The sequence below is a fragment of the Archangium gephyra genome, assembly GCF_042230915.1.
Taxonomy (GTDB): Bacteria; Myxococcota; Myxococcia; order Myxococcales; family Myxococcaceae; genus Archangium; species Archangium gephyra_B.
In genome coordinates this window covers 9,509,339-9,533,675 of record NZ_CP102578.1, presented here as the reverse complement: position 1 = coordinate 9,533,675, position 24,337 = coordinate 9,509,339, and the positions used below count along the sequence as shown (strand labels likewise).

At 70.5% G+C, this 24,337-nt stretch carries 18 protein-coding genes; 7 read left to right on the top strand and 11 right to left on the bottom strand.

The genetic code is table 11. From position 1 onward, the window contains the following. The first annotated feature begins 27 nt into the window (after positions 1-27). Positions 28-1,827: a PAS domain-containing protein gene (locus NR798_RS37505; RefSeq protein ID WP_375767358.1), complete on the top strand. Its 1,800-nt coding sequence runs from the start codon at positions 28-30 to the stop codon at positions 1,825-1,827. Between the two features lie 6 nt (positions 1,828-1,833). Here NR798_RS37505 and NR798_RS37500 read toward each other — a convergent pair whose 3' ends face one another. Then, the gene (locus NR798_RS37500; RefSeq protein WP_375767357.1) at positions 1,834-4,641 is read right to left on the bottom strand and encodes a PAS domain S-box protein; all 2,808 of its coding nucleotides are present in this window, start codon (positions 4,639-4,641) and stop codon (positions 1,834-1,836) included. 447 nt (positions 4,642-5,088) lie between these two features. Between NR798_RS37500 and NR798_RS37495 the strand changes: the two genes are divergently transcribed. The 3 genes from NR798_RS37495 (at position 5,089) to NR798_RS37485 (ending at position 10,372) form a co-directional block, all read left to right on the top strand. Further along, a complete protein-coding gene (locus NR798_RS37495; protein WP_375767356.1) occupies positions 5,089-5,319 on the top strand; it encodes a hypothetical protein in 231 nt (76 codons plus the stop codon). 46 nt (positions 5,320-5,365) lie between these two features. Further along, positions 5,366-8,161, top strand: coding sequence for a PAS domain-containing protein (locus NR798_RS37490; protein ID WP_375767355.1), 2,796 nt, complete (start codon positions 5,366-5,368; stop codon positions 8,159-8,161). 141 nt (positions 8,162-8,302) lie between these two features. Continuing rightward, positions 8,303-10,372, top strand: coding sequence for an ATP-binding protein (locus NR798_RS37485; RefSeq protein WP_375767354.1), 2,070 nt, complete (start codon positions 8,303-8,305; stop codon positions 10,370-10,372). 68 nt (positions 10,373-10,440) lie between these two features. On the opposite strand, the gene NR798_RS37480 is transcribed toward NR798_RS37485, so the two are convergent. The 4 genes from NR798_RS37480 to ruvX form a co-directional block, all read right to left on the bottom strand. Further along, positions 10,441-11,244 (bottom strand): YsnF/AvaK domain-containing protein, encoded by an 804-nt coding sequence (locus tag NR798_RS37480; protein ID WP_375767353.1) that lies wholly within the window; start codon positions 11,242-11,244, stop codon positions 10,441-10,443. Between the two features lie 205 nt (positions 11,245-11,449). Continuing rightward, positions 11,450-12,349: a hypothetical protein gene (locus NR798_RS37475; RefSeq protein ID WP_375767352.1), complete on the bottom strand. Its 900-nt coding sequence runs from the start codon at positions 12,347-12,349 to the stop codon at positions 11,450-11,452. A 216-nt stretch (positions 12,350-12,565) separates the two neighbouring features. Further along, positions 12,566-13,639, bottom strand: coding sequence for an endolytic transglycosylase MltG (mltG, locus tag NR798_RS37470; RefSeq protein WP_375767351.1), 1,074 nt, complete (start codon positions 13,637-13,639; stop codon positions 12,566-12,568). Beyond that, positions 13,640-14,101, bottom strand: a complete 462-nt coding sequence (ruvX, locus tag NR798_RS37465; protein WP_375767350.1) for a Holliday junction resolvase RuvX — start codon at positions 14,099-14,101, stop codon at positions 13,640-13,642. Between the two features lie 208 nt (positions 14,102-14,309). Between ruvX and NR798_RS37460 the strand changes: the two genes are divergently transcribed. Next, positions 14,310-15,380 (top strand): hypothetical protein, encoded by a 1,071-nt coding sequence (locus tag NR798_RS37460; RefSeq protein WP_375767349.1) that lies wholly within the window; start codon positions 14,310-14,312, stop codon positions 15,378-15,380. A gap of 6 nt (positions 15,381-15,386) precedes the next feature. Then, a complete protein-coding gene (locus tag NR798_RS37455; protein ID WP_375767348.1) occupies positions 15,387-15,905 on the top strand; it encodes a tetratricopeptide repeat protein in 519 nt (172 codons plus the stop codon). A gap of 69 nt (positions 15,906-15,974) precedes the next feature. Here NR798_RS37455 and NR798_RS37450 read toward each other — a convergent pair whose 3' ends face one another. Next, complete coding sequence (locus NR798_RS37450; RefSeq protein WP_375767347.1) at positions 15,975-17,198, bottom strand: M48 family metalloprotease; 1,224 nt, start codon at positions 17,196-17,198, stop codon at positions 15,975-15,977. A 346-nt stretch (positions 17,199-17,544) separates the two neighbouring features. Here NR798_RS37450 and NR798_RS37445 point away from each other — a divergent pair, with 346 nt between their 5' ends. Then, on the top strand, positions 17,545-17,865 hold the full coding sequence (locus tag NR798_RS37445) for a hypothetical protein (protein WP_375767346.1): 321 nt from the start codon (positions 17,545-17,547) through the stop codon (positions 17,863-17,865). A gap of 155 nt (positions 17,866-18,020) precedes the next feature. On the opposite strand, the gene NR798_RS37440 is transcribed toward NR798_RS37445, so the two are convergent. The 5 genes from NR798_RS37440 to NR798_RS37420 form a co-directional block, all read right to left on the bottom strand. Further along, complete coding sequence (locus tag NR798_RS37440; protein ID WP_375767345.1) at positions 18,021-19,919, bottom strand: HEAT repeat domain-containing protein; 1,899 nt, start codon at positions 19,917-19,919, stop codon at positions 18,021-18,023. Then, complete coding sequence (locus tag NR798_RS37435) at positions 19,916-21,502, bottom strand: hypothetical protein (protein ID WP_375767344.1); 1,587 nt, start codon at positions 21,500-21,502, stop codon at positions 19,916-19,918. The genes NR798_RS37440 and NR798_RS37435 overlap by 4 nt, the downstream gene beginning before the upstream one ends. Positions 21,503-21,516: 14 nt before the next feature. Further along, entirely contained in the window at positions 21,517-22,635 is a 1,119-nt protein-coding gene (locus NR798_RS37430) for a hypothetical protein (protein ID WP_375767343.1), read from the bottom strand. A 253-nt stretch (positions 22,636-22,888) separates the two neighbouring features. Next, complete coding sequence (locus tag NR798_RS37425) at positions 22,889-23,701, bottom strand: hypothetical protein (protein WP_375767342.1); 813 nt, start codon at positions 23,699-23,701, stop codon at positions 22,889-22,891. A gap of 15 nt (positions 23,702-23,716) precedes the next feature. After that, positions 23,717-24,331: a hypothetical protein gene (locus NR798_RS37420; RefSeq protein ID WP_375767341.1), complete on the bottom strand. Its 615-nt coding sequence runs from the start codon at positions 24,329-24,331 to the stop codon at positions 23,717-23,719. Between the last annotated feature and the right edge of the window lie 6 nt (positions 24,332-24,337).

The following is a 24,337-nucleotide window of genomic DNA, read 5'->3' as shown; positions in this document are numbered from 1 at the left end:
GACACCCCCTCGACAGGCTCCCAGGCCATGAAGTCCGCCGCCCCGCTCTCCGGGCCCTCCTCCGGCACGGATCAAGCGAGCATCCTCATCGTCGACGACAGCCCCAACCAGCTCGTGGCGCTCCAGGCGCTGCTGGCGCCGCTGGGGCAGCGGCTGGTGACGGCCTCCTCGGGCGGGGAGGCGCTGCGGCTGCTGCTGGGGATGGACTGCGCCCTGGTGCTGCTGGACGTGCACCTGCCGGACATCGACGGTTTCGAGGTGGCGCGCCTCATGCGCGAGCGGGAGCGCTCGCACCGCACGCCCATCATCTTCCTCTCCGGGCTGACGGCGGACGTGGCCTTCACCTCCCGCGGCTACGCCTTGGGCGCGGTGGACTTCCTCTTCAAGCCGTTCGACCCGCAGGTGTTGCGCGCCAAGGTGGAGGTGTTCGTCGAGCTATACCTGCACCGCGAGCGGCTCAAGCTGCAGGCGGAGCGCGAGAAGTCCGAGACGGAGCGGGCGCGCCTGTTGAGCCTGCTGGTGCAGACGCCGGCGGCCATCGCCCTCACCCGGGGGCCGGACTTCGTCTTCGAGTTCGTCAACCCGCTCTACGAGAAGATGGTGGGCCGCTCCGTCACCCTGGGCCGGCCGCTGCGCGAGGTGCTGCCCGAGGTCTTCTCGCAGCCGGAGGTGATGGAGGCGCTGCGGCGCGCCATGCGCACCGGCGAGCCCTTCGTGGGCCGCGAGTTCCCGATGCTGCTCCACAGGCAGGGGAGGGGCCGTGCCGAGGAGACCTTCTTCGATCTCGTCTACCAGCCGCTCCGGGACGAGCAGGGCGAGGTGACGTGGCTGCTCACCCACGCGGTGGAGGTGACGGAGCAGGTGCGCGCGCGCCGCAAGCTGGAGGCCGCCGAGGTGGCGCTGCGCCAGCGCGAGGCCGAGTTCCGCGGCCTGGCCGAGAACATCCCGGACCTGGTGGCCCGCTTCGATTCCCAGCGCCGCCTGCTCTACGTCAACCCCGTCGTCGAGCGCATCCTGGGACTGCCGCCGGAGCGCTTCCCGGGCCGCACCATGACGGAGCTCGGCATGCCGCCGGAGCGGATGACCCAGTGGAAGGAGGCCTTTGGCGAGGCCTTCGCGGGCAGGGACACCTCGCTCGAGTTCGTCTTCCCCACGCACTCCGGGCCCCGCTCCTTCGAGGCGCACGTGGTGCCCGAGCGGGACGCGCACGGGGAGGTGCGCTCGGTGCTCGCCGTGGCCCGAGACGTGACGGAGGCGCGCAACCGCGAGCAGGCGCTGCGCGAGAGCGAGGGCCGCTTCCGGCTGCTGGCCGAGGCCGGTGAGCTGCTCTCCTCCCTGGAGGATCGCACCGTCCTGCGCAAGCTGACCGAGCTGGTGGTGCCGCGCCTGGCGGACTGGGCGGCGGTGGATCTGCTCTCCGGGACGGGCGCGGTGGAGCGGGTGGCCGCGGAGCACTGCGAGCCGGAGAAGGCGGCGCTCGCCCTCGAGATCGCCCGCCGCTGGCCCATCGACATCTCCCATGGCGGAATCGGCCAGGTGCTGCGCACGGGCGAGCCCCTGCTGCTCGCGCACATGCCGGACGAGCTGCTGCCCTCCCTGGCGCGCGGCGAGGAGCACCTGCGCCTGGCGCGCACGTTGGGGTTCCGCTCCTCGCTGAGTGTCCCGCTGCTGGCGCGCGGACGGGTGCTGGGGGCCCTCACCCTGGTGCACGCCGAGAGCGGCCGGCAGTTCAGTGAGAAGGATCTGCCGCTCGTGCGGGAGCTGGCGCGGCGGGCGGGGCTCGCCGTGGACAACGCGCTGCTGTACCGCGAGGCGCGCGGGACGTAGGCGGGCTCAGCCGCCCCCGCCGGGAGGATGGCGGGGCAGCCGCACCGTGAAGGTGGTGCCGTCCTCCGCGGAGGAGCGCACGTTCACGGCGCCGCCGTGGCCGAGGACGATCTGCCGGGTGATGTAGAGGCCCAGGCCCAGGCTGCCCCGGCGCGGGCCGGCCTCCGCCCCCTGCCGGTAGGGCTCGAAGAGCGTGGGCTGCACCTCGGCGGGGATGGGGGGGCCCTCGTTGTGCACCTCGAGCACGAGGCTCGAGTCCACGCCCTGGGTGGACACCCGCACGGGTGTGCCCGGCGGGCTGTGCTGCAGGGCATTGCCCACCAGGTTGGTGACGACCTGGGCCAGCCGGCCCTCATCCGCCTTCCCCCGGCCCTCGCCGCTGGCCTGGATGTCGATGCGGCGCCCGGGCCAGGCCAGCCGCACCTCCTCCACCACGCGCCGCACGTGCTCATGGAAGTCCAGGGGCTGGGGGTGGATGGGAATGCCGCCCCCCACGCGCGCCTGGGTGAAGTCGAGCAGATCTCGAATCATTCCGGTGGCCCGGTCCGCCGCCGCGGTGATGCGGTGGGCCGTCTTCGAGGTGCGCTCGTTGAGGGCCTCGCGCTCGAGCAGGGTGGCCGACAGGGAGATGGCGTTGAGGGGGTTGCGCAGGTCATGGCTGACGATGGCCACCACGTCCTCGCGCACGCGGATGGCCTCCTGCGCCTGCTGGTAGAGGCGTGCGTTGTCGATGGCCACCGCGGCGCGGTCCGCCAGGCCCTTGGCCACCTCCAGGTCCGTGGCGAGCTCGCTGGTGTGGGGCCGGGTCCAGGCGAGGTTGATGATGCCGAGCTTGCGGCCGCGGGCCATCAGGGGCACGAGGGCCACGGACTTCGGGCCGAGCGCCTCCAGGATGGCCCGGTGCTCCGCGTTCCGGGCCGAGGCATCCAGCCACGCGGGGGTGAGCTCCGGCACGGCCACGGCCTCGCCGCTCTCCAGGGCCCGGTCCAGGGGGCTGCCGCTGCCCATCAGGGGAGGGTAGGGCCGCGCCCGCTCGATGAGGGCCTGCAGCTCCGGTTCGCGCGCCGCCAGCTCCAGGCGGTGCAGCTGCCCGTCCTCCCCCAGCAGGTCCACCATGCAGTAGTCGCACAGGTGCCGCACGGCCAGCGAGGTGAGCTTCTTCAAGGTGGTGGTGACGTCGAGCGACTGCGACAGCACGGTGCCCGCCTCGATGAGGAAGGCCTGGGTCCGCTCGGCGCGCTTGCGCGCGGTGATGTCGCGCACCATGCCCGTGAAGATGCGCCCCTGGGGCAGCAGCGTCTCGCTGACGGAGAGCTCCAGCGGGAAGACGCTCCCATCCTTGCGCCGGCCCTCCACCACGCGCCCGATGCCAATCACCTTGCGCTCGCCCGTGCGCAGGTAGTGCTCCATGTAGCCGTCATGCGCGCCGCGGTAGGGCTCGGGCATGAGGATGCTGACGTTCTGGCCGATGAGCTCCTCGGGCGCGTAGCCGAAGAGGTGCGTGGTGGCCGGGTTGACGCCCTGGATGAGGCCCCGCTCGTCGATGGTGATGATGCCGTCCACCGCCGTCTCCAGGATGGCGCGCAGCCGCTGCGTCGTCTCGAGCAGCGTCTGCTCGGCGCGCTTGCGCCGGGAGATGTCACGGGTGAACTTGGAGAAGCCGCGCAGCACGCCGGCCTCGTCTCGCAGCGCGGTGATGACGATCTCCGCCCAGAAGCGGCTGCCGTCCTTGCGCACGCGCTGCCCCTCCGTGCGGCAGTGGCCCTGGGTGACCGCGGCCCGGATGCACTTCTCGGGGACTCCGGCCTCCCGGTCCTCGGGCGTGTGGAAGAGGGCGATGTGCTGGCCGAGCACCTCCCGCTGCGTGTAGCCCTTGATGCGCTCGGCGCCCGTGTTCCAGCTGATGACCCGGCCCTCGGTGTCCAGCAGGAACACGGCGTAGTCCTCCACGCCCTCCACCAGCAGGCGGAAGCGCTGCTCGCTCTCGCGCACGGCCCGCTCGGCCGCCTTGCGCGCGGTGATGTCCAGCGAGATGCCCCCGAGCGCCGTGGGAGGCCCCTCTCCGCCGGACAGGGGGAACTTCACCGACAGGTACGTGCGCGGGCCCGTGTCGAACTCGACCACCTCCTCGAAGGTGCGGGACTGCCCCTCCATCACCTGGGCGTCGTGGGCTCGCAGGGACTCGGCCACCAGCCTGGGGAAGAGCGCGGCGTCATCCCGGCCCAAGATCTCCTCCAGCGGGCGGCCCACGAGCTGCTGTTGCTGGCGGTTGCCATAGAGGTAGCGGCCCTCGGCGTCCTTGATGAAGATGGCGGCGGGCGCCTGGTCCAGCAGCACCCGGAGCCGTGCCTCGCCCAGGTGCTGCACGGCGTCGCGCTGGCGCAGGTACTCGGCCACCCCCTCGGCGATGCTGGTGGTGATGAAGGCGCTCAGGGCGCGCACCTCCCGGAGGGTGACGCGCACGTCCGTCTCCTCCACCACGTCCAGGATGCACTCGCGCAGCACGTGGTACTCGCGCACCAGCGCCTGCACGTCGAAGCCGATGCGCAGCCGCTGGGCTCCGTGCTCGCGCGCCACGGGCAGCCACTCCGGCGGCGGGGGGGCTCCGGGCGCCGTCTGCTGGCGCAGCACCCGGGCCATCTCCCACAGGTAGTCGCTGATATGGTCCTCCAGCTCCGCCTGCGTCCGAGGCCCGGGGGCGAGCCCCTCGCGCAGCCGCTCCGTCCAGCGCTGGATGAGCTCCTCGTGCCGGCCCTCCAGCACGTCCGCGAGCGTGGTGGGCGCGGACTCCGCCGCGTGCGGATCGAAGTTCACGGCGGCGCCCCCTCCGCGCCGTCGCTGGCCTCATCGGGGGAGACGCGCGTGTCGCGTCCGCTCCAGGGCGAGGCCTCGAAGGTGCCGGTGAGAGTCGGATGCGGGCTCATGGTGCGGTTTGGGTGTCCCGGCGCGGTGCCGTCACTCAAGGGACATATGCAGGGGGCTGCGGGCTCGCATCAGGGGCCGCTCTTCCCACCCGGGTCGAGCGGGCCGCCCCGCGATGGGTCGCCCACCTGATCGCACGGCGGCCCACCGCAGCGGACTGTACAATTTCCCGATTTGTGTCTGTAAGGACTTCAGCCTGGCTTCCGACCCCTGGGATAAGTGTTGAAGATGACAGACATGGGGGCTGGCCCGGTTCCTGCTTGGAACAGGCCCGGTATGCGTAGACCCGAGAGCCTCTCCAAATACACCGTGGAAGTCAGTCCGAACGCCTGGAGGCAGATGGCTCACTTGCCGTTGGAGACGTACCAGCGCATTCGAGAGGAGCTGGACGCGATCGCGGCCCGGATTCGGCCGGAGACGCCCGCTCCGCTGCCGCAGCGGTACGTCCGGCCCATCGAGACCCGCTCCCTCCAGGTGGACAACCACATCGCCCTCTATGAGGTGGACCCCTCGCGCAAGCGCCTCACGCTGAGGGAGATCGCGCGCCGGTCGCCGCAGGGCTCCGCGTGAGCCGCCGGGCAGGCACGGCGCGGGAGGTGGACGCATTCTTGGAGGTATGGCTGAACACGAGGCCACGGCCGTACAGGGGCGGGCGCGCCTCTGCGACTTCATCCGCGAGCAGCGCCCCCGCATCCTGGAGTCCTGGGAGCGGGAGATGCGCCTGCTGCCGGTGCTGCGCGACTTCTCCCACCACCGGTTGATGGGCCCTCTGCCCGCCTTCCTGGAGCGCGTGGCGGAGGTGGTGGAGACGGTGCACACCGGGGAGGATCGGACGCTCGACGGGATACCCGGGGAGCATGCGCTGGAGCGGCTGCACGTGGGCCTGGACGTGGAGCAGGTGGCCCAGGAGTACGCGGTGCTGCGCGCCTGCGTGCTGGAGCGGTATGGCGAGCACCTCGCGGTGGTGGGCCGGTGGGACTCGGGCGTGATGATGCGGGAGGTGGTGTGCTTCAACCGCACGTTCGACGAGGCCATGACGGCCGCCATCTCGCGGTATGCCCGGGCGCGCGAGCGCACGCTGGTGGCGCTGGATCGCATCTCCGAGGCGGCGCTGGGGACGGAGGACCTGGACGCGTTCCTGCCCAGGCTGCTGCGCGTGATGCTGGAGACGGCCGAGGCGGTGGACTCCGTCACGTTGCTACTGCGCGAGGGGGACGTGTTGCGGGTGCGCGCCTCGGTGGGGATGGAGGAGCTGGTGGCCGCCGGATTCAGTGTGCGCGTGGGCGAGGGCTTCTCCGGGACGATCGCCGCCGAGCGGCGCCCGAAGGAGCTGCGCTCGGTGGAGCAGGGCATCCGCGCGCTCTACGGCGTGCCGCTGATGGAGGGCGCGGAGGTGCTGGGCGTGGCGCACATGGGCAGCCGCACGGCCTTCGAGTTCTCCAACGAGGACAAGCTGCTCTTCCGGGCGATGGTGGGCCGGGCCACGGGTCTCATCGTCCAGGCGCAGCTCGTCGCCCGCGAGCGCGCGGCGCGCCAGGAGGCGGAGGAGCGCAAGCAACTGCTGCGCCTGGTCATCGAGGAGAGCGGGGACGCCATCATCATGGCGGACGAGCGGGGCCAGGTGCACATCTTCAACGCCGAGGCCGAGCGGCTGCACGGGGTGGGCCGCGAGGAGGTGGCCTCCCTGGGGGGGATGCTGGCCTCGAGCCTGCGCACCGTGGACGGCCGTCCCATGCCGCGGGAGGAGACGCCCCTGGCTCGCGCCCTGAGGGGAGCGCCGGTGAAGGGCACGCACTGGGTGGTGCGCCGGCCGGACGGCTCCGTGCGCACGCTGTGCGGTACCGCCCTGCCCATCCGGCGGCCGGACGGCTCGCTGGCCGGGGCGGTGCTCACCGCGCGCGACGAGACGGAGCGGCTGATGCGCGAGGTGGAGACCGCCGAGGCGCTGGGCCTGCTCGACACGCTGCTGGCCACCGCGCCGGTGGGCCTGTCCTTCGTGGACCGGGACCTGCGCTATGTCCGCATCAACCACGCGCTCGCCGCCCTCAATGGCTCCTCGGTGGAGCGCACGGTGGGGCGCACCGTGCGGGAGGTGATTCCGGAGATGGCGGCCACCGTCGAGCCGTACTACCGGCACGTGCTCGAGACGGGGGAGCCGCTGCTGGACCTGGAGGTGTCGGGCACCACGCCGGGCCTGGCGGGAGAGCGGGGACACTGGCTGGTGAGCTACTACCCGGTGTGGGACGGGAGGGGGCAGGTCTTCATCGTGGGCGCGGTGGTGGTGGACATCACCGACCGCAAGCGGGCCGAGGAGCGGATGGCGCAGCTGGACGCGCTGGTGGCCGCGGCGCCCGCGGGCCTGGCCCTGCTGGATGGGGAGCTGCGCTACGTGCACCTCAACGAGGCGCTGGCCCGGGCCAATGGGCTGTCCGTGGAGGCCCACCGGGGGCGGACGGTGGCCGAGGTGCTGCCGGAGCACGCCCCGCTGGTGGAGCCGCTGCTGCGGCGGGTGCTGGAGACGGGCGAGCCGCTCCGGGGGCTCGAGTCCCGTGCCATGGCCGCGCATGATCCGGGCGTCGTCCACCACTGGGTCTCGGACTATTTCCCGGTGCGTGCGGGGGATGGGCGGGTGATTGGCGTGGGCGCGGCGGTGGTGGACGTCACCGAGTCCAAGCGCAAGGAGGAGGAGCTGCACCGGGCGGCGGAGTTCCGCGAGCGCTTCCTGGGCATCGTCTCGCATGACTTGCGCAATCCGCTCAACGCCATCCTCCTGGCCGCCAACGGGCTGATGCGCTCGGATTGCGTGGTCAAGCAGCACCTCAAGGCGGTGCGCCGCATCACCGTCAGCACCGAGCGGATGAGCCGGATGATCGGCGAGCTGCTCGACTTCACGCGGGGGCGGCTGGGAGGCGGCATTCCCATCACGCCCCAGCCCGCCAACCTCCGCCACCTGTGCCGGCACGTGCTGGAGGAGCTGGAGGCCGTCCACCTGGAGCGGGAGCTGCGGCTGCAGGGGACGGGCAACTTCCAGGGGACGTGGGACCCGGACCGGCTGGCGCAGCTGCTGGGCAACCTGGGCAAGAACGCGCTCGACTACAGCCCGGCGGACTCGCCCGTGGACTTCACGCTGCACGACGAGGGCGACACCCTGCGCGTGGAGGTGCACAACGAGGGGCCGCCCATTCCCCAGCAGTTGCTGGCGGGCATCTTCGAGCCCTTCCGGCGGGCGGTGGAGGGCGATGCGCACCCGACCTCGGGGCTGGGGCTGGGCCTCTTCATCGTCCAGGAGATCGCCCAGGCCCACGGAGGCTCGGTGGAGGTGTGCTCCCGCGAGGGCTCGGGCACCACCTTCACCGTGCGGCTGCCCCGGCACAGCCCCGTCGTGTCCGCTCCCGACAGAGCGCTGCACTGACCCGCCGGACCGGGAGGCGCGGGCTCCACTGCCCGCCCGGTCTCCCACCAGGCGGGTCCGGTGTCCCTCCACCGGGCAGGGGAGCGGGGGCCCGGAAAAGGCCGCCAGATCCGCGGCGTGGCGGGGGTTCCTGTTCTGCGCATGAGCAAGAACGAGGTCTTCGGGACGGAGCAGGAACGGTTGGAGCTCGGCACCTTCATTCGGGAGAACCGCAACCGGCTCCTCCAGGAATGGGAGGGTGCGGTGCGCCAGCTTCCCTTTGCCCGGGAACTTTCGCGGCCTCGGCTGCTCGACCACCTGCCAGACCTGCTGGACCGGATCGCCCAGGTGGTGGAGACGGTGCGGACCGGGGGGCACGAGTCCCTCGAGGACCTGCCCGAGGTGCACGCGTTGGAGCGGTTGGACTCGGGCTTCGACCTGGACGAGGTGGCCGGGGAGTACGCCCTGCTGCGCGGCTGCATCCTCCAGCTCTATGCCGAGCACATCGACAAGGCCGGCGCGGCGTCCCTGGCGGTGGCGATGCGGGAGGTGGTGCGCTTCAACCGGACGTTCGACGAGGCCGTGGCGGCCGCCGTGTCGCGGTATGCCCGGGCGCGCGAGCGCACGCTGGTGGCGCTCGACCGCATCTCCGAGGCGGCGCTGGGGACGGAGGACGCGGACACCTTCCTGCCCAAGCTGTTGCGCGTGATGCTGGAGACGGCCGAGGCGGTGGACTCCGTCACGCTGCTGCTGCGCGAGGGGGAGGTGCTCCGGGTGCACGCCTCGGTGGGGCTGGAGGAGCTGGTGGCCTCCGGCTTCAGCCTGCGCATGGGCGAGGGCTTCTCCGGGACGATCGCCGCGGAGCGTCGCCCGCGGGAGGTGCGCTCGGCGGCGACGGATCCGCTGGTGAAGAGCGAGGCCGTCCGGGCCCGGGGGACGCGCGCCCTCTACGGGGTGCCCCTGCTGCACGCGGGCGAGGTCATCGGCGTGGCGAGCATGGGCAGCCGCACGGCCTTCGAGTTCTCCAACGAGGACAAGCTGCTCTTCCGGGCGATGGTGAGCCGGGCCACGGCCCTCATCGTCCAGGCGCAGCTGGCCGCGCGGGAGCGGGTGGTGGAGCGTCAGCAGGCCGAGACGCTCGCGCTGCTGGACTCGCTGCTGGCCGCGGCGCCGGCGTGCCTGGCCCTGCTCGACACGGACCTGCGCTACCTGCGCGTCAACGAGGCGCTGGCCGCCTCCAACGGCTCGCCGGTAGAGGCCCACGTGGGGCGGACGGTGGCCGAGATGGTGCCGGACCGGGCGCCGTTGATCGAGCCCCTGCTGCGGCGGGTGTTGGAGACGGGCGAGACGCTGCGGGCCCAGGAGTTCAGCGCCGGCACGGACACGGAGCCTCACACCGTCCACCACTGGCTGGCGGACTATTTCCCGGTGCGTGCGCGGGACGGGCAGGTGCTCGGGGTGGGGGGCGTGGTGGTGGACATCACCGAGCACAAGCGGCAGGAGGAGCGGCTGCGCCAGACGGCGGAGTTCCGCGAGCGCTTCCTGGGGGTCGTCTCGCACGACCTGCGCAACCCGCTCAACGCCATCCTGCTGTCGGCCAACGCGCTGCTGCGCGCCGAGGGCATTCCGGCCAGCCACACGAAGATGGTGCGCCGCATCGTCACCAGCGGCGAGCGCATGGGGCGGATGATTGGCGAGCTGCTCGACTTCACGCGGGGACGGCTGGGAGGCGGCATTCCCATCCATCCCCAGCGCGCCAACCTCCGTCACCTGTGCCGGCACGTGTTGGAGGAGCTGGAGATCGGCTTCCCCGGCCGGGAGCTGCGGCTGGCCGCGGAGGGGGACTTCCTCGGGGAGTGGGATCCGGACCGGCTGGCGCAGCTGCTGGGCAACCTGGGCAAGAACGCGCTCGACTACAGCCCGGCGGACAGTCCGGTGGACTTCACGCTGCACGACGAGGGCGACACCCTGCGCGTGGAAGTGCACAACGAGGGGCCACCCATTCCGAGCCAGTTGCTGGCGGGCATCTTCGAGCCCTTCCGGCGGGCGGTGGAGGGCGATGCGCACCCGACCTCGGGGTTGGGGCTGGGGCTCTTCATCGTCCAGGAGATCGCCCAGGCCCACGGGGGCACCGTGGAGGTGCGCTCCAGCGAGGCGGACGGCACCACCTTCACGGTGCGGCTGCCACGGCACGGCGCGGGTGTGCAGGCTCCGGACAGGGCCGTGCACTGAGCGCGTGAAGGCAGGGCCACTTCCAGTCGCCCGGAAGTGGCCCTCTGCCCCCTCGCTCGAGTCGGGTGTTACCGGCGGCGCAGGAGCGGATCATCATCGGGGCCGAGGTTCAACGAGCGGCGGCTGTCCGCGTCGTCCGGCGTGCTGATCTCCACCTCCTCGTGCCGCACCGACTCGGCCACGCGGCGCTCCTCCTCGATGGCGTCCTTGTGGATGACCACCTCTTCATCCACCACGGCGCGCTTGTGGACGTCCACCTCCTCGGCGCGCAGGGGCACCACCACCGTCTCCTCCTGGAAGGAGGCGTTCATGGCGGGCCGGTCCGGGTTGACGTCGCGGCGCTCCACGCGGACGCGCTCGCGGCGGACCGGGACGCTCACCGTCTTCGTCTCTTCCACCACGTCCTTGTGGACGCGTACCTCACCGGCCGATACGTCGCGCTTGGTGATGTCCAGCTCCTCCTTGTGCACGGGGATGGCGACCTCCTCCGTGCGGCGGGCCTCCCACGAGCGATCCGTGGTGCTCGCGTCCGCCCTCAGGCCCGTGTCCGTGCCGAGGCCGGAGGTCGCGCCCAGGCCCAGACCGGTGCTCGCGCCCGTGCCGAGGCCCGCGCTCGTGCCGTAGCCGGTGGTCGTCGTTCCGTACTTCTCCGTGTCCGATAGATTCCGGAGGCTCTCCCGGCCGTGCATGAGGATGATCTCCCCATCGCGGATGTCACTGATGTCCGCGTACCGGACGAGGTAGTCCTTGGGGAAGAAGAGCCCCTTCTCGATGTGGAACGAGTCATCTCCCAGAGCGAAGACCCTGCCAAGCTTCTCGCCGTCGATGCTGCGAACCGTCATGCCTTCCTTCAACTGCGTCCGCTGGAACATGGCTGCCTCCTGTTGAGTGGTTCCAGAGCAAACGATGGGGGCTGTCGGACAGGGCGGCACAGCGCGTCACGACGGACGCCCGGCCGCATTGCTGTCCAGGCTTCGTCCAGGAACCCGGGCCTCTCCCGGTGTCCGGAGTGTGAACGGGCCCGGCGCCCGCGTGCGGCACCGGGCCCGCTCGACGGCATTGCCCTGGACGAGACGCCTACGGATACACCTCGCGGCGCGGAGGAGGCAGACCTCCCTCGGGCGGAGTCGTCACCACCGCGCCCTCGGCGTAGATGCGCTGGCGCTTGTCCACGCCCACGGTGCCACCGAGGATGGCGGAGATGAGCCCCAGGAAGAGCGCGCCGAAGACGCCCCAGAAGGCCTTGCCCGTGACGTCCGCGGCCTGGAGCGCGCCCGTCTCCACCTGCTGAACCGCCTGGCCCGCCTTGGCCTGGGCGGCGTTGAACTGGGCCTCCACGCGGTTCGCCACGTCCTCGGCATCCGCGCGCGAGAGGGCCGTCTTCTCCGCGATGGAGCTCACCAGCACTTGCCGGTCGAGCCGGCCCTGCTGCACCGCCGTCTGCACCACGTCCTTCGTCGCGGCCTCGAGCTGGTTCGCCGTCACCTGCGGCTTGCCCTCCGCGCGCAGCCGCTCGTTGACGGGCCGCAGGGCATCATTGGCATCCAGCCCGAAGCTCTTGGCCACCTGGCCCAGGCCTCCCGCCTGCGAGGCCCCGGCCGCCACCGTCGCGCCGGTCGCCTGGGCGGCCGTCTTGCCGACGGAGAACAGCCCGCCGGCCAGGGCGGAGACCAGGTTGCCGAGCAACCAGAGTCCCACGAGCGTGGTGAGACCCCACATCACCATCCCGTGGATGCCGCCGCTCGCCTTCGTCTGCACTCCCGCGCACCGTCCGGCCACGATGCCCCCGACGAAGAGGGCGATCAGCGGGGAGATGAGTCCCCAGATGCCGGTGAAGATGCCGGAGGACTTCGCGCTCCCGGCGTCCTGCGGATTGATGGAGGAGAGCCCCAGGGCCAGGCCGAGCGAGTACAGCAGCGCCCACAGCCCCAGCGCGGTCACCACTCCGGCGAAGATGGAACCCCAGCTCACCTTCACGGGCGCTCCCTCCAGGAATCCAACGCCTGCTCTCCGCTGTGTCGCCGTTGCCATGCTCCACCTCTCAGGAAGGAAGGGAGGAGTCCCTTCTCCTTCGAAAGGTGGACACCCTGGCCCGACCGGGGAGCGGGCCTCCGCGCTCCGGACTCTCGAACGGAGAGGTGACGGAGGCTCCCGCGCCTCCCTGGTGGCTCGATGGCCGGGAGAGGGCGGATGTTACGGGGCGCTGTTCATCCGCTGCTGGCGGCGCTTGTTGCGGAAGAACTCCACCTGCCACTTGCGCACCGCCGCCTCGTGGCAGTCCAGGGTGGGGCAGAAGATGTGCGTGCCGTCATTGCGCGACACGAAGAAGAGATCATCGCAGTCCAGCGGGTGGAGGGCGGCCTGGAGCGCCGCGGCGCCCGGGCTGGCGATGGGCCCCGGTGGCAGCCCCGCGGTGGTGTACGTGTTGTACGGGTGCTGCGTCTCCAGGTCCTTGCGGGTGATGTTCTTCGAGTACACCCCGCGCAGCAGCTTCATGGCGTAGAGGACGGTGGGGTCCGTCTGCAGCTTGATGCCCTGGCGCAGCCGGTTGTGGAAGACGCACGAGATGCGGGGCCGCTCCTGGGGCTGGCCCGTCTCCTTCTCCACGATGGAGGCCAGGGTGAACGTCTCCAGCAGCGAGAGCTTCACCCCGCTCTTCCGCTGCGCGTCCGCCTTCCGGTACTCCTCCAGCGAGCGCGCCACCATCTTCGTCAGCACCTTCTCCGCGGTGGCGTTGCGGGTGAAGGCGTACGTGTCCGGGTAGAGGAAGCCCTCGAGGGACGCGGCGGGCACGCCGGCCTCGCGCAGGAAGTTCCGGTCCGAGGCAAGCCGCTCCAGCTCCCCCAGGTCCAGCTTCAGCTCGGAGCTGGAGAGGATGGGGAGGATCTCCTCGACGCGCAGGCCCTCGGGGACGGTGAAGCGGTAGAGCTTCACCTTGCCGGAGGCGAGCTGCTCCACCACCTGCGCGGGGGTGAGGGTGCCTTCGAAGAGGTACTCGCCGGCCTTGAGCCTGGGGCCGGCCTGCTCGCGGCGGATGTAGAGGTAGAGCAGCTCCGCGTCGGTGACGATGCCCGCGTCCGCCAGCATCTTCGCGAGCGTCTTCGGGCCGGTGCCATTGGGCACGGCGAGGGTGACGCCCTGGGCGGGCAGGGTGAGGGGAGCGGTGGCGAACTCGGAGATCCGCCGCTCGCGGCGCAGGTACCAACCGGCGGCGGCGGCCGCCGCGAGCACCACGAGCACGAGCAGGGCGAGCAGGGCCTTCTTCACCTACGGCTCCGGGTCATAATCGTCAGGGTGGTAGTCGTCCCCCGAGGACGGCGGCCGTTTGGCGTCGAGCCAGCCCTGGAGGATGAACTGGGCGGCCATCTGGTCGATGACCTCGCGGCGCTTGGCGCGCGACACGTCCGCCTCGAGCAGGGTGCGCTGGGCGGCCACGGTGGACAGGCGCTCGTCCCACAGCTCCACGGGCAGGCCGAGCACTTCGGTGAGGGCCTCCACGAACTTGCGGGTGGCCTCGGCGCGAGGGCCCTCGGAGCCGTCCATGTTGAGGGGCAGCCCGACGACGAAGCGATCGGCCTCGTACTCGCGCACCAGCTCCTTGAGGGCGGCCAGGTCGGCCTTGAGGTTGGTGCGGCGGATGGTGGTGACCGTCTGGGCGGTGAGGCCCAGGCCGTCCGAAGCCGCCACGCCAATCGTCTTGGTACCGTAATCGAGGCCCAGGGTGCGCATGCGCGGCGGAATGTAACCGCAATCCCCCGCCGTGGACCGTCCCGTCCGCGAGGCAGGACCGTGCTCGCCCGGTGAGCGGCCTAAACCGCTGAATTCGTTGGAGCGGGAGGGGGAGCCGGGCCCGGCACCGCCGCTGCAATCCGTCAGGCGCGGAACACGGAGCACGGCACCCGGAGGCACGGAGCCCCGGCGCCGCGAGGGAGGCACCATGAGTGACTTGTTGAGAGGCCTGGGCAGTGCACTGGGCGGTGTGACGAGCCTGCTGTCGGGGGGCGCGCTCATCGACGCGGCGGGCAACGCGCTGGGGCTGCCGCCGGCGATCACCAACGCGGCAAAGGTGGCCGTGGGGGCGATGACGGGCAATGTGATGCTGGCGGCCGATGGCGCGATGGGGCTGGCGCAGGAGCTGACGAAGAACCCGCCGGCCGCCACCGAGTACAAGCCGCCCGCCGACAGCGCGCGGGCGTGCGAGGGCTATGCGACGCCCGCGCAGCAGGGCTGCCCGCCGGTGGGCACGAGTGGCGCGGAGCCGGCCTGCGGCCAGGGCAGCCACCTGGACCCGAAGATGAACGACTACTTCCACTCGCTGCAGACGCTCCAGCAGAACTTCCGCTACCTGGACGCGACGGACGGGAAGCTGGACGGCTCGCTGTCGCGGGGGGACCTGAAGCGCATCTCCGAGGACGCGCGTGTGTCGCCCGAGCTGCGCCAGGCGGCCCGCTTCCTCGTGGACAACCCGGGCTACTTCGAGCGGCTCGACACCGCGGTGGGCCCTCACTCCCTGGGGCGGGTGGTGGGCGACGCGCTCAACGATGACCGCATCAGCGTGAGCAACCTCCAGAACGAGCTCAACAAGGTGAAGGCGGACTTCGCGCAGTACGGGCGGCCCGAGCGCCCGGGTGCGTCCACGGGCAGCGCGCCGTCCGGCTCCACGGGGGGCACGGCGGGCTCGAGCATGCGGGGCATCATCAACGACCCGAGCATGAGCCTGGAGGAGAAGATCGAGACCATCCTCATGTCGCTCACGGAGAAGATGGACGGGGAGATCCTCCAGACGATGGATGCCCTGGCGGCGGCGCAGGACAAGCAGGCCGGCATCAAGAACGGGAAGGGGGACGAGAAGGCGCTCGCGGATTCTCAGCGCGACATCGACCGGCTCAACCTGCGGCTCCAGAAGCTGGTGGAGAAGCGGAAGATGATGTTCGAGATGATGAGCACGCTGTCCATGAAGTTCAACGAGATGGCGAAGACGGCCCTCTCCAACATGCGGAGCGCGTGAGCGGCGATGGGACGCGTCATCAAGTACGAGGGAGGAGCCATGGAGACGGCGACGGCGGAGAAGCTGAAGGCGTTCGTGCGCGGGGAGCTGACGTGGGCGGAGGTGGAGGGGATGACCTTCGAGGAGGCGAAGGCCATTGCGCAGGTGGGGTGTGACCTGGCGGCGGCGGGGCGCTACGAGGAGGCGCGCATCCTCTTCGAGGGGCTGGTGGAGGGGAACCCGAAGGACTCGGCGAGCCGGGCGGCGCTGGGCACGGTGTACCAGAAGCTGGGCCGGCTGGAGGACGCGGTGACCGAGTACAGCGCGGCGCTGGCGAGGGATCCGGCCAACCCGGTGGCGCTGGTGAACCGGGGCGAGCTGTACCTGCGGCGGGGCAACCGGCAGGGCTTCACGGACCTGGCCAACGCGGTGGAGGCGGATCCGAAGGGGGAGACGTCGGCGGGCCGGAGGGCGAAGGCGCTGGTGAGGGCCATCGCGCTGGCGGCCGTGGAGAAGGTGAAGGAGGCGCCGCGGGCGAAGGCGTAGTCCGCGGGGCCACGAGGGACCGCCGGGCCGCGGAGGGGAGCAGGGCACATGCGGCCCGGGGGGAGAGCGTCAGGGCGAAGGCTCTGACGCTCTTTTTTCTGGGGCGGGAGGAACGGCGGCGAGCCGCTCGCCGATGGGCGGGTGGCTGTGGCCCTTGAGGACGACCCAGCGAGGCGGATCCGGGTCCATCTTGTTCACCCGGGCGGCCTTCACCAGCATGCGGCGGAAGGCGGCGGGATCCTGGGTGAGTTGCAGGGCGTAGCGGTCCGCCTCGCGCTCGCGCTCGCGCGAGAAGGCCGAGGAGATGGGCGCGCTCAGGAAGAAGACGAAGAAGGAGAGCAGCCACAGCAGCGGGAAGGTGCGGATGTCCGCGAAGCGCGTGGTGCCGAACCAGCCCCGTGCCGCGGAGAGCCGCAGCATCCGGTCGATGAGGAAGAGGAGCGCCACCAAGGCCAGCGAGGCGGCGATGCGCCCCGGCCACTTCGGCTCGTGGACGTGGCCGGCCTCGTGGGCCACGGCGGCGAGGACCTCGTCCGGCTCGAGCTCGCGCAGGATGACGTCGTTGAGGACGATGGTGCGCGTGGGGCCCTGGCCCGCGAAGTACGCCTGGAGGCGCTTGCTGGCCACGGACGTCTTTTCCACCCGCACGTCCTGGAAGGGGACGTCCGCGCGCGCCATGAGCGCGGTGATGCGCTCGCGCAGGGGGCCCTGCTCCAGGGGGGCCTGCTCGAAGAAGACCTGGCTGCGGTAGGGGTCCAGGGCCGAGGCCCCCAGCATGAGCAGCGCCGTGGGGAGGCCCAGCACCAGCCACCAGCGCTTCATCCGCCGGGCCAGCCCGTACAGGCCCAGCGCCAGCGCCGAGACGGCGAAGCCCTCCAGGGCGATGCCCTTGAGCTCGTCCAGGAGGAAGCGCAGCGGCGTGTACGTGGACATGCCGTGGCGGTGCTCCAGCACGTAGCCGAAATAGATGGTGGCCGGCACGTAGACGAGCTCGATGAAGAGCTCCACGAGCAGCGCGAAGAGGAGCGCCGTGCCCCAGCCCGGCTCGCCCCAGAGCCGGTCCAGCGCCTGGATGACGACGCGGCTGACCGGTGCCGTCCGCAGGAACGCGAGCCGTTGGGACAGCCAGGCCGCGCAGGATTCGGACCACCGGTAGAAGGGCCGCACCAGGACGCCCAGGATGAGCGCCAGGACTCCCAGGTAGACGAGCGGGCTCACCGCGCTCTTGATGTAGAGCGGCAGGTGGTAGGCCTTGATCTCGGCGAGCTGCTCGGGCGTGAAGAGGGGCTCCATGGGTGGGCCCCAGCCTAGACCCTCCTCCCGCGCCTCTCCCAGGGGGGCGGGGGTTCCACTCCGAGTGTGCCTCGGTGCCGCTCCCTGGCGGGACGCGTCACAGAGTTGCTGTGGTGGCTTGCCGCCGACCGCCATTCGGGAGCAGGGAACCTGAAACTGAACACGCGAGCGTGGCGCTGGGCACCTCTTCTGGCCGTGGGGGCGTTGTCCTCCGGTTGCATCGAGCTTCCCATCGGGCCCTTCTCCTGTGAGGTGGATGGGGATTGCGCTCGGGTGGGAGGCGGAGGGGCGTCGTACGTCTGCAAGGACAAGGTGTGCGCCCTGCCCGGGACGGACGAGGGCCCGGATGGTGGGCCCGGATGGTGGGCCCGGCGGGAGCGATGGTGGTGGGAACGACGATGCGGGGACCGATGGGGGGCCCATCCCCTGCCTGCATGACCCGGCGCTCATGCCCTGCACCCCCGATGGGGCGGAGCTCCAGGAAGCGCTGCCGTCCGGAGCCTCGCGGTGGAAATACGAGGAGGCGACCCGGCTGCGGGATGGCGCCAACGGCAACCTGCTGCTCTCGGGCGTGCTCGCCGGGGCGGCGGGGGTGCTGCTCGCCACCAGCTTCCTGTTGCCCTCGCCGGAGCCCGCGGAGCAGGCCCCAGCGGATGGGGCTCGTTGAGCGGACACCTCGAGCCGCTCAGCTCCCCCTGACTTCACGCGAAGGTGCAGACAGCGACGACCCGGTTGTAGCGGTCGACGACCGGATACCAGTAGTAGGTACGGCCCCAGTCGTATGCCGCCCGCGTGATGGGGTCTGTAGGTCGAGGTGAATCCCTATCCTTCGGTCGCATCGAGTCTGAGCAGGACCAGCGTCGCCAGCTTTCGCACCGACGCCGAGGCGTCCTCGCGGCTGAGCTGCTCCAGGGTCATCCGGATATCCGCGTAACGGGACACCTCGTCCGCCAGCACCTTGACGATCAACTGCCGCACCGTCTCGGAAGGCTCCTGGGCGACCCTTCGCTGGAGCTCGGCCACGGTGGTGGGGGAGAGCGGGCGGAACGACAGGGAGGCCACCGCTTCACCCCGCACGCTGCCGGCCTCGTCCCGCGTGGCCACCTGGAGGAGCAGGCGCTCCGCGGTCTCCGTCCCGATGAACCGCAGGGCCGAGGCGCCCGTCTGGCGGACCGCGACGTTCGGATCCTCGAGCGTCTTCGCGATGGCCTCGAAGCCCTGGGCCGAGCCCATGTTGCCGAGCGTCTGGACGGCGACGAGCCGCTCCTGCTGGGTCCGGGCCTCGCGGGCGAACGCAACGCCCTCCTCGACGAGCCGCTCCGCGCGCCGTGGCTCATGCTCCTGGAGCGCACGGGCCGCATTCCCGAGCGCCAGACGGGCCGTGTCGCGGATCTCCCCCTGGGCATGATCCCTCACGAGCGCGTGCAGCGCCGCCTCCGTCTGCGCGGTGGGCTTGGAGAGCAGCCCGAGCATCGAGCTCAGCGTCCGCTGATGGGCGAGCCTGTCCCCGGTGGCCTCCAGGGTGGCCACCAGCGCCTGCTGGGCCTCGGGAGTCCCGGCGGAGACGAGCGCTCCGGCCACGAGCTGGAAGCCCAGCTCATTGGGGCTCTGGGTGAGGGCCAGCATCTTGCTGGCATCCCGGCAGGTCTCCGGGTGCAGCAGGAAGAGCGCCTTGAGCTTGAGGAAGAGCCTGGCCCGGTCCGGCGAGGCCGCGCCCATCTTCTCCAGCAGCGACTGCCAGGTGTCTTCTCCAAGCTCCTCGCGCTGCATGCGGGCCTCGATGCGCGCATCCGCGTCACGCGCCGCGAGGTCGCCCGGCTGCCCGCCGCGCGAGACCTGGGCCGTGAAGGACTGCTGCAGTGCCTGGGCATCCACCGAGGACACGGCCGCGCCCGTGTCGGGCGTCAGCGCCAGCGTGCCGGTGGTCTGGCCGATCGTCCGGTTCCCGGTCATGAGCGCGACGTCCACGCGGGAGCGCACGCTCCGGGGCTGGCGCGTGGCCAGGTCGAGCTCCAGCGTGCTCTCACTGCCGGGCAGGGCGCGCACCAGGGCCTGCACCTGCTTCATCTTCAGCCCCGCTCCGGAACTGGCGTACTCCCCCCGCACCTTCGTGACGCGGGCGAGCTCCTTCCCGGTGAGCGCGAGCGTGTAGCTGGCGCTGTAGCGTCCATTGGCATCTTCCTCCTCGGAGGTCCACGCCGCGCCGTCGCTCACGGGGCCCTGCAGGCGCATCGAGCGCAGCGACAGCATGTCCCGCAGGATGTTCTGTCCCAGGGGAGAGAACCGGGCGTCGAAGTGGATGGCCTGCACGCTTCCATCCGCGCCCATCACGACGAAACTCCTGCCCTCCACCAGCTCCCGCGCCCCGGTGGGGGCACCGCCGCCGCCACCAATTCCGCCCCGCGAGCTGAAGTGGCCCTGGGCGTCCTCGATGGACACCTCGAGCACGTGGCTCGTGGCGTCGGCGCGCACGCACGTCTCCCGCCAGCGGCCCGTCACCACCGTCTCCACGGACTGCCCCTCCGGCGCGACGCCCTGGGAGAGGCCAAAGGTCGGGTCGGACATCCGCCCGCGTGACTCGTACGACAAGGCATAGGCGCGGGACTGCCCTGGGACGCACGTGAGCGACAAACCCGCCGCATCCCCGCGATTCCACTTCCACCATGCCAACGATCCGCCCCCGGCCAGTACCAGGAGCAGTCCCACGCCTAGCTTCTTCATGACTCCGTCCACTCCCTCAGCTGGTTCTCGTACTGCGTCAGCAGGTCATCCAGTCCGCTCGCGATGTAGCTCAGCCGCGCCTGCTCGGTGAGCACCTTCGCCGAGTCCGGGCTGTTCACGTCCTCGGAGATGGCCTTCATCGTCTCGAAGACATGGGTCGCCGCGTTGTTCTCGATCTCCGCCAGCCGCAGCTCCGCGTTGGCCTGGTTCACTTCCATGACGTCCTCGGCGCGCAGGTCACCCGTGGCCTTCACGCCCAGCGGGCTCCACTCCCACCGGAAGTTGAAGAGGTTGCCGTCACGCTTGAAGCCCTCCCACCGGAAGAAGTCCCAGCGGCCCTCCCACCGGCCGAAGAGATAGTTCACGTAGGCATAGGCATACAGGCTGCCGCTGAGCGCCGTCAGGCTGTTGGTCCCGATGAGCTCCACGATGAGTGTCGGCTCCTCGTCGAACTCCACCCGCGCGGCACCCTGGAGGGTGACGTAGTCCTGGACGAGGATGAGCTGTCCACCCACTCCCGCGCCGGCCACTCCGATGTCCGCTCCCACCTGGGCATAGGCATCCGCCGCGGCGAAGGGCACCGCGTGGGCGCCGATCTGCAGGGGAACGATGTCATAGCCGTACTTCGCACCCGCCGTGGCCCGGAAGCCGACCCGCGCCCGCATGGGAACGGGACCGATGGAGAAGCGGTAGTCCACGCTGTACTCCAGCGGCCACTCCAGCTTGTCATCGAACCGGATGCCCTTGGCCTCCCAGCTCTTGCTCCACAGCACGCTGCCCAGTCCGCGCACCTCGAGCAGCAGCTGTCCGGTGTCCGTCGTGGGGGCCTGGGCGTGGGCCTTCGCCGAGAGCACCTCGCCTTCCCACTTGCCCATCAGCGCCGCGTTGATGGCGCCCCGCGCGTCACCCACCGCGTCGATCTTGCTGGCGTTCAGCGACAGGCTCGCCTGCGCGTTCACCCAGAGCTTGGACTTCTCGCCCACCTCGAAGGACCAGGCGCGCTCCTTGAACACCGGCTTGAGCTCCGCGCGCTTGATCTCCGGCACCGGCGCGGAGAAGGGCGGCACGTCGGGCAGGTACACCTTCACGCTCTCGTCATCCGCCTTCTGGTAGAGCTCGTTCCAGGAGGGCAACTGATCCTGGTAGCGCTTCCACGCGGCCTCGATCTTCTTGAGCCGATCCTCGACGGACCAGGGGGCAGGGCCGTTCTCCCGGATGTCCTCGAGGATCAGGTTGCGCTGGGACTGGAGCAGGTCGATGCAGGTCTTGAGCGCGGACAGCGTCGAGATGTCCGCGTCACGCAGCGAGTAGCCCCACTGGTTGAGGTCGTACTCGAGGTTGTTGATCTGGTTGAAGAACTCGCCCGCGAGCATCTTCTCCCCAGGCCGGATCTCGATCTCCTCGTTGGGCAGGTACGGCTCGCCCGTCTGGGGGTTCTGCATCGGGATGGGGTTGAAGGCGATGGGCGGCTTCTTGTTGAGCTGCAGCTCCTCGCACGTCAGCGCGGAGGCCTCGCTGGAGAAGCCCACCACCGCCACCGCCAGGAGCGACGACATGGCCACTGCGATCATTCGTGTGTTCATGGTCCGTTCTCCTTTCAGTTGCGCCGGGCGGCGTCGATGTTCTCGCTCCAGCCGTATTCCACGAACCGGAGCTTGGTGTCGGTCATGGCCTGCAGGTCCGTGAGCTTGAGGGCCGCGAGGATGGCCAGCTTCTCGCAGGCCGCCGTCGGGTTGGCCGTCTTGCAGAGCGTGCCGAGCGAGGCCTTCTCCACGTTGATGTACTCGTAGACGAGGTCGGCGTTGGGGATGCCGTAGGAGATGAGCCCGCTGGCGTGGTTCTCGATGGCCGTGCACAGCTGGGTGGCCCGCGACTTCGCCGCCGCCACGTAGCTGGCCGGCGACGTGAGCGTGCCCAGCGTGGTCTGGCTGCTCATGCACAACTCCCGCGACTTCGTGAGCGAGTCCTGCACGTGGAAGATCTGCAGGTTGAGCGTGTAGCGGTTCATGTCGTTCTCCGCCTGGGTGAGCTTCGCCAGGATCGGATCCACGACCTGCTCCGCGTTGAGCAGGGCCTGCACCGACGCCAGGGTCTGCTCCAGCGGATAGCGCGCCCGCTCCAGCAGCGCCACCCGGACGCGGGCGAGCACCGCCTGCCGCGAGGTGTTGGCGATGCTCTCCAGCCGGGCCATCCGTTGGGTGGGGATCTGCCCCACCTGGGAGAGCGCCGCGCGCAGCTCGTTCTCCCGCAGGGTGAGGCTCTGCAGGACGGTCCCGTACTGCTCCAGCCCGGCGGGAACCTCCGTCGGGCTGCTCGTTCCGAGCAGGGCCAGCGCCTTGTCCGTCACGGCCTGGGTGGCCTTGGCCTCGTTGCCGAGCTGGATGAGGCCATCGCTCTGGTTGCGCAGCATCCGCTGGAGCTCCGCCTCGAACTCGGAGTACGGAATGTCCTGCTGAAGATCCGCGAGGGCCATCAGCATCTGCCAGCCAGACACCCACTGCTGGGCGGCCTGCTCCCACGCGCCCACCCTGGCGCTGATGCTGCGCTCGCCAACCAGGAAGGTGGCGCGGGCCTGCCGGTAGCGCCCGTGACGCTGCGACACGGTGGTGGCGGCGGAGTACGCCTGCACCGCCGTCGCCTCGCGCGCCTCCAGGTCATCACTGGCGGCCGCGAGGCCGGGCACGGCCAGCGTGCCCGCCAATAACATACAACCCATCCATTTCTTCATGGTACTCCCCCTCATCGGCATGGCGCGCTCGACCGCACCGGCCCGCCGCTCCTGCTGGAGCACGCGGCCGGAGCGCCCGGCCCGAACGCAGCCACGCCGGGACCGGCCTCTCGGGCCTGGTCCTGGTTGAACGGCACGGCCGGGTCCTTCTGAAGGCACACGAGGGCCCTCCCGGTCCATCCCTCACATGGGAGGCCGCTCAGGGGCCCTCGTGGGCCAGATTGTGTTTGGGATTCGGGTGCTACGGTGCCGGGACGTTGGCGAGCGCGTCCACGAGCGACTGCTCCGCCTGCAGCTGCCAGCGGGTGAACCGGTTGACCAGCTTCTGGCCGGTCACGATCTCCGCATCCAGCTCGGCGCGCAGGGTGATGATGAGCTCCTCACCCGCCTCGCCAATCACTTCCTCGGAGTACGGCGCCGGCGCGTTGGCGAGCGCGGCGTTCACCGTGTCACGCATGACCTTGTAGTGGATGTTCGTCGGGAAGGCCACGACGAGGCTGTCCAGCTTCTCCTTCAGCAGGAGCAGCTTGGACTCGTACCAGGAGGAGATGGCCTGATAGTCCTTGGCCAGCAGGTAGCGCTCGGCGGAGAGGTTGATGATCTTCGCCTGGGACTGGGACTGGGACGTCCACAGGATGAGGGTGTTGTTCGAGGGGAACACGGCCGCGCTGGACACGGTCAGCGAGCAGCCCGGCTTGAAGCTCAGCCGCTGGGTCGCCGCGGGATCCGGATCGTAGGTCTCGGCCCCGGCCGCACCGACGATGCGGAGCGTGGCGTTGGTGGCGCCCATCACGAAGGGCACGTACTGAGCGCCCGTCGAGACACCGACGTTCACCGAGTGCCCCGTGCAGGCGAAGTTGTAGGAGACGGTGTACTCCGTCTCGTAGGTCGAGCCATCCTCGAGCACGGGCGCGGCCAGCGGGACCCGCTGCAGCGTGCAGCGGGTCAGGACGAAGCCACCGTTCTGGCAGGACAGCAGGTTCTCACCGAAGGCCTGGGCCTTGGCGCCCAGCAACAGCACCGCCGTGGCGGCCAATGACATGACAGTCTTCACGTTGTCTTCCCCCTCTTAGAACACCGGATAGGACATCACCTTCAGACCGCGGACGGTGAGCTTGCCGCCGCCGTAGAGGTCACACAGGGTGTAGCGGACCTCATCCAGCTCCGAGACGGCGATGCTCCCGAAGTTCTTCTCCTCGCCCGAGGGCAGCGGGTTGTCCATGCGCCCGTAGTAGGTGACCCAGCCATCCGGATAGTAGGCGCGGGGCTGCAGGGTCAGCAGGCCCGTGTGCACGTAGCTGCGCATCTGGTACACGCTGCCATCCGGCTTCTTCACCTCCAGCTGCAGCCGCAGCAGCGTCTGATCCGGCTGCTGGACCGGGTGGAGATCTCCCCACCACTCCAGGGTGAGCTGCGGGAAGCCCAGGGCCTGCCCGTCCGCGTGGCTCACCGGGAGCCAGGGCGTGGTGAGGAAGCATCCGTTGCGGATGCGCGAGTCACGGGGCAGGACGTAGCCGTCCGTCTGGAAGCTCCCGTACGGGTAGTTGATCGTGAAGCCCGTCGGATTCACCTTGTAGATGATTCCGCCGTTGTCGATGAACGACACCTCCACGGGCTCCTGCGCGGAGGCCGCACCGGAGACGAGGAGAACCGCAAAGGCCAATACTCCCATCATTGTCTTCATGTCTGG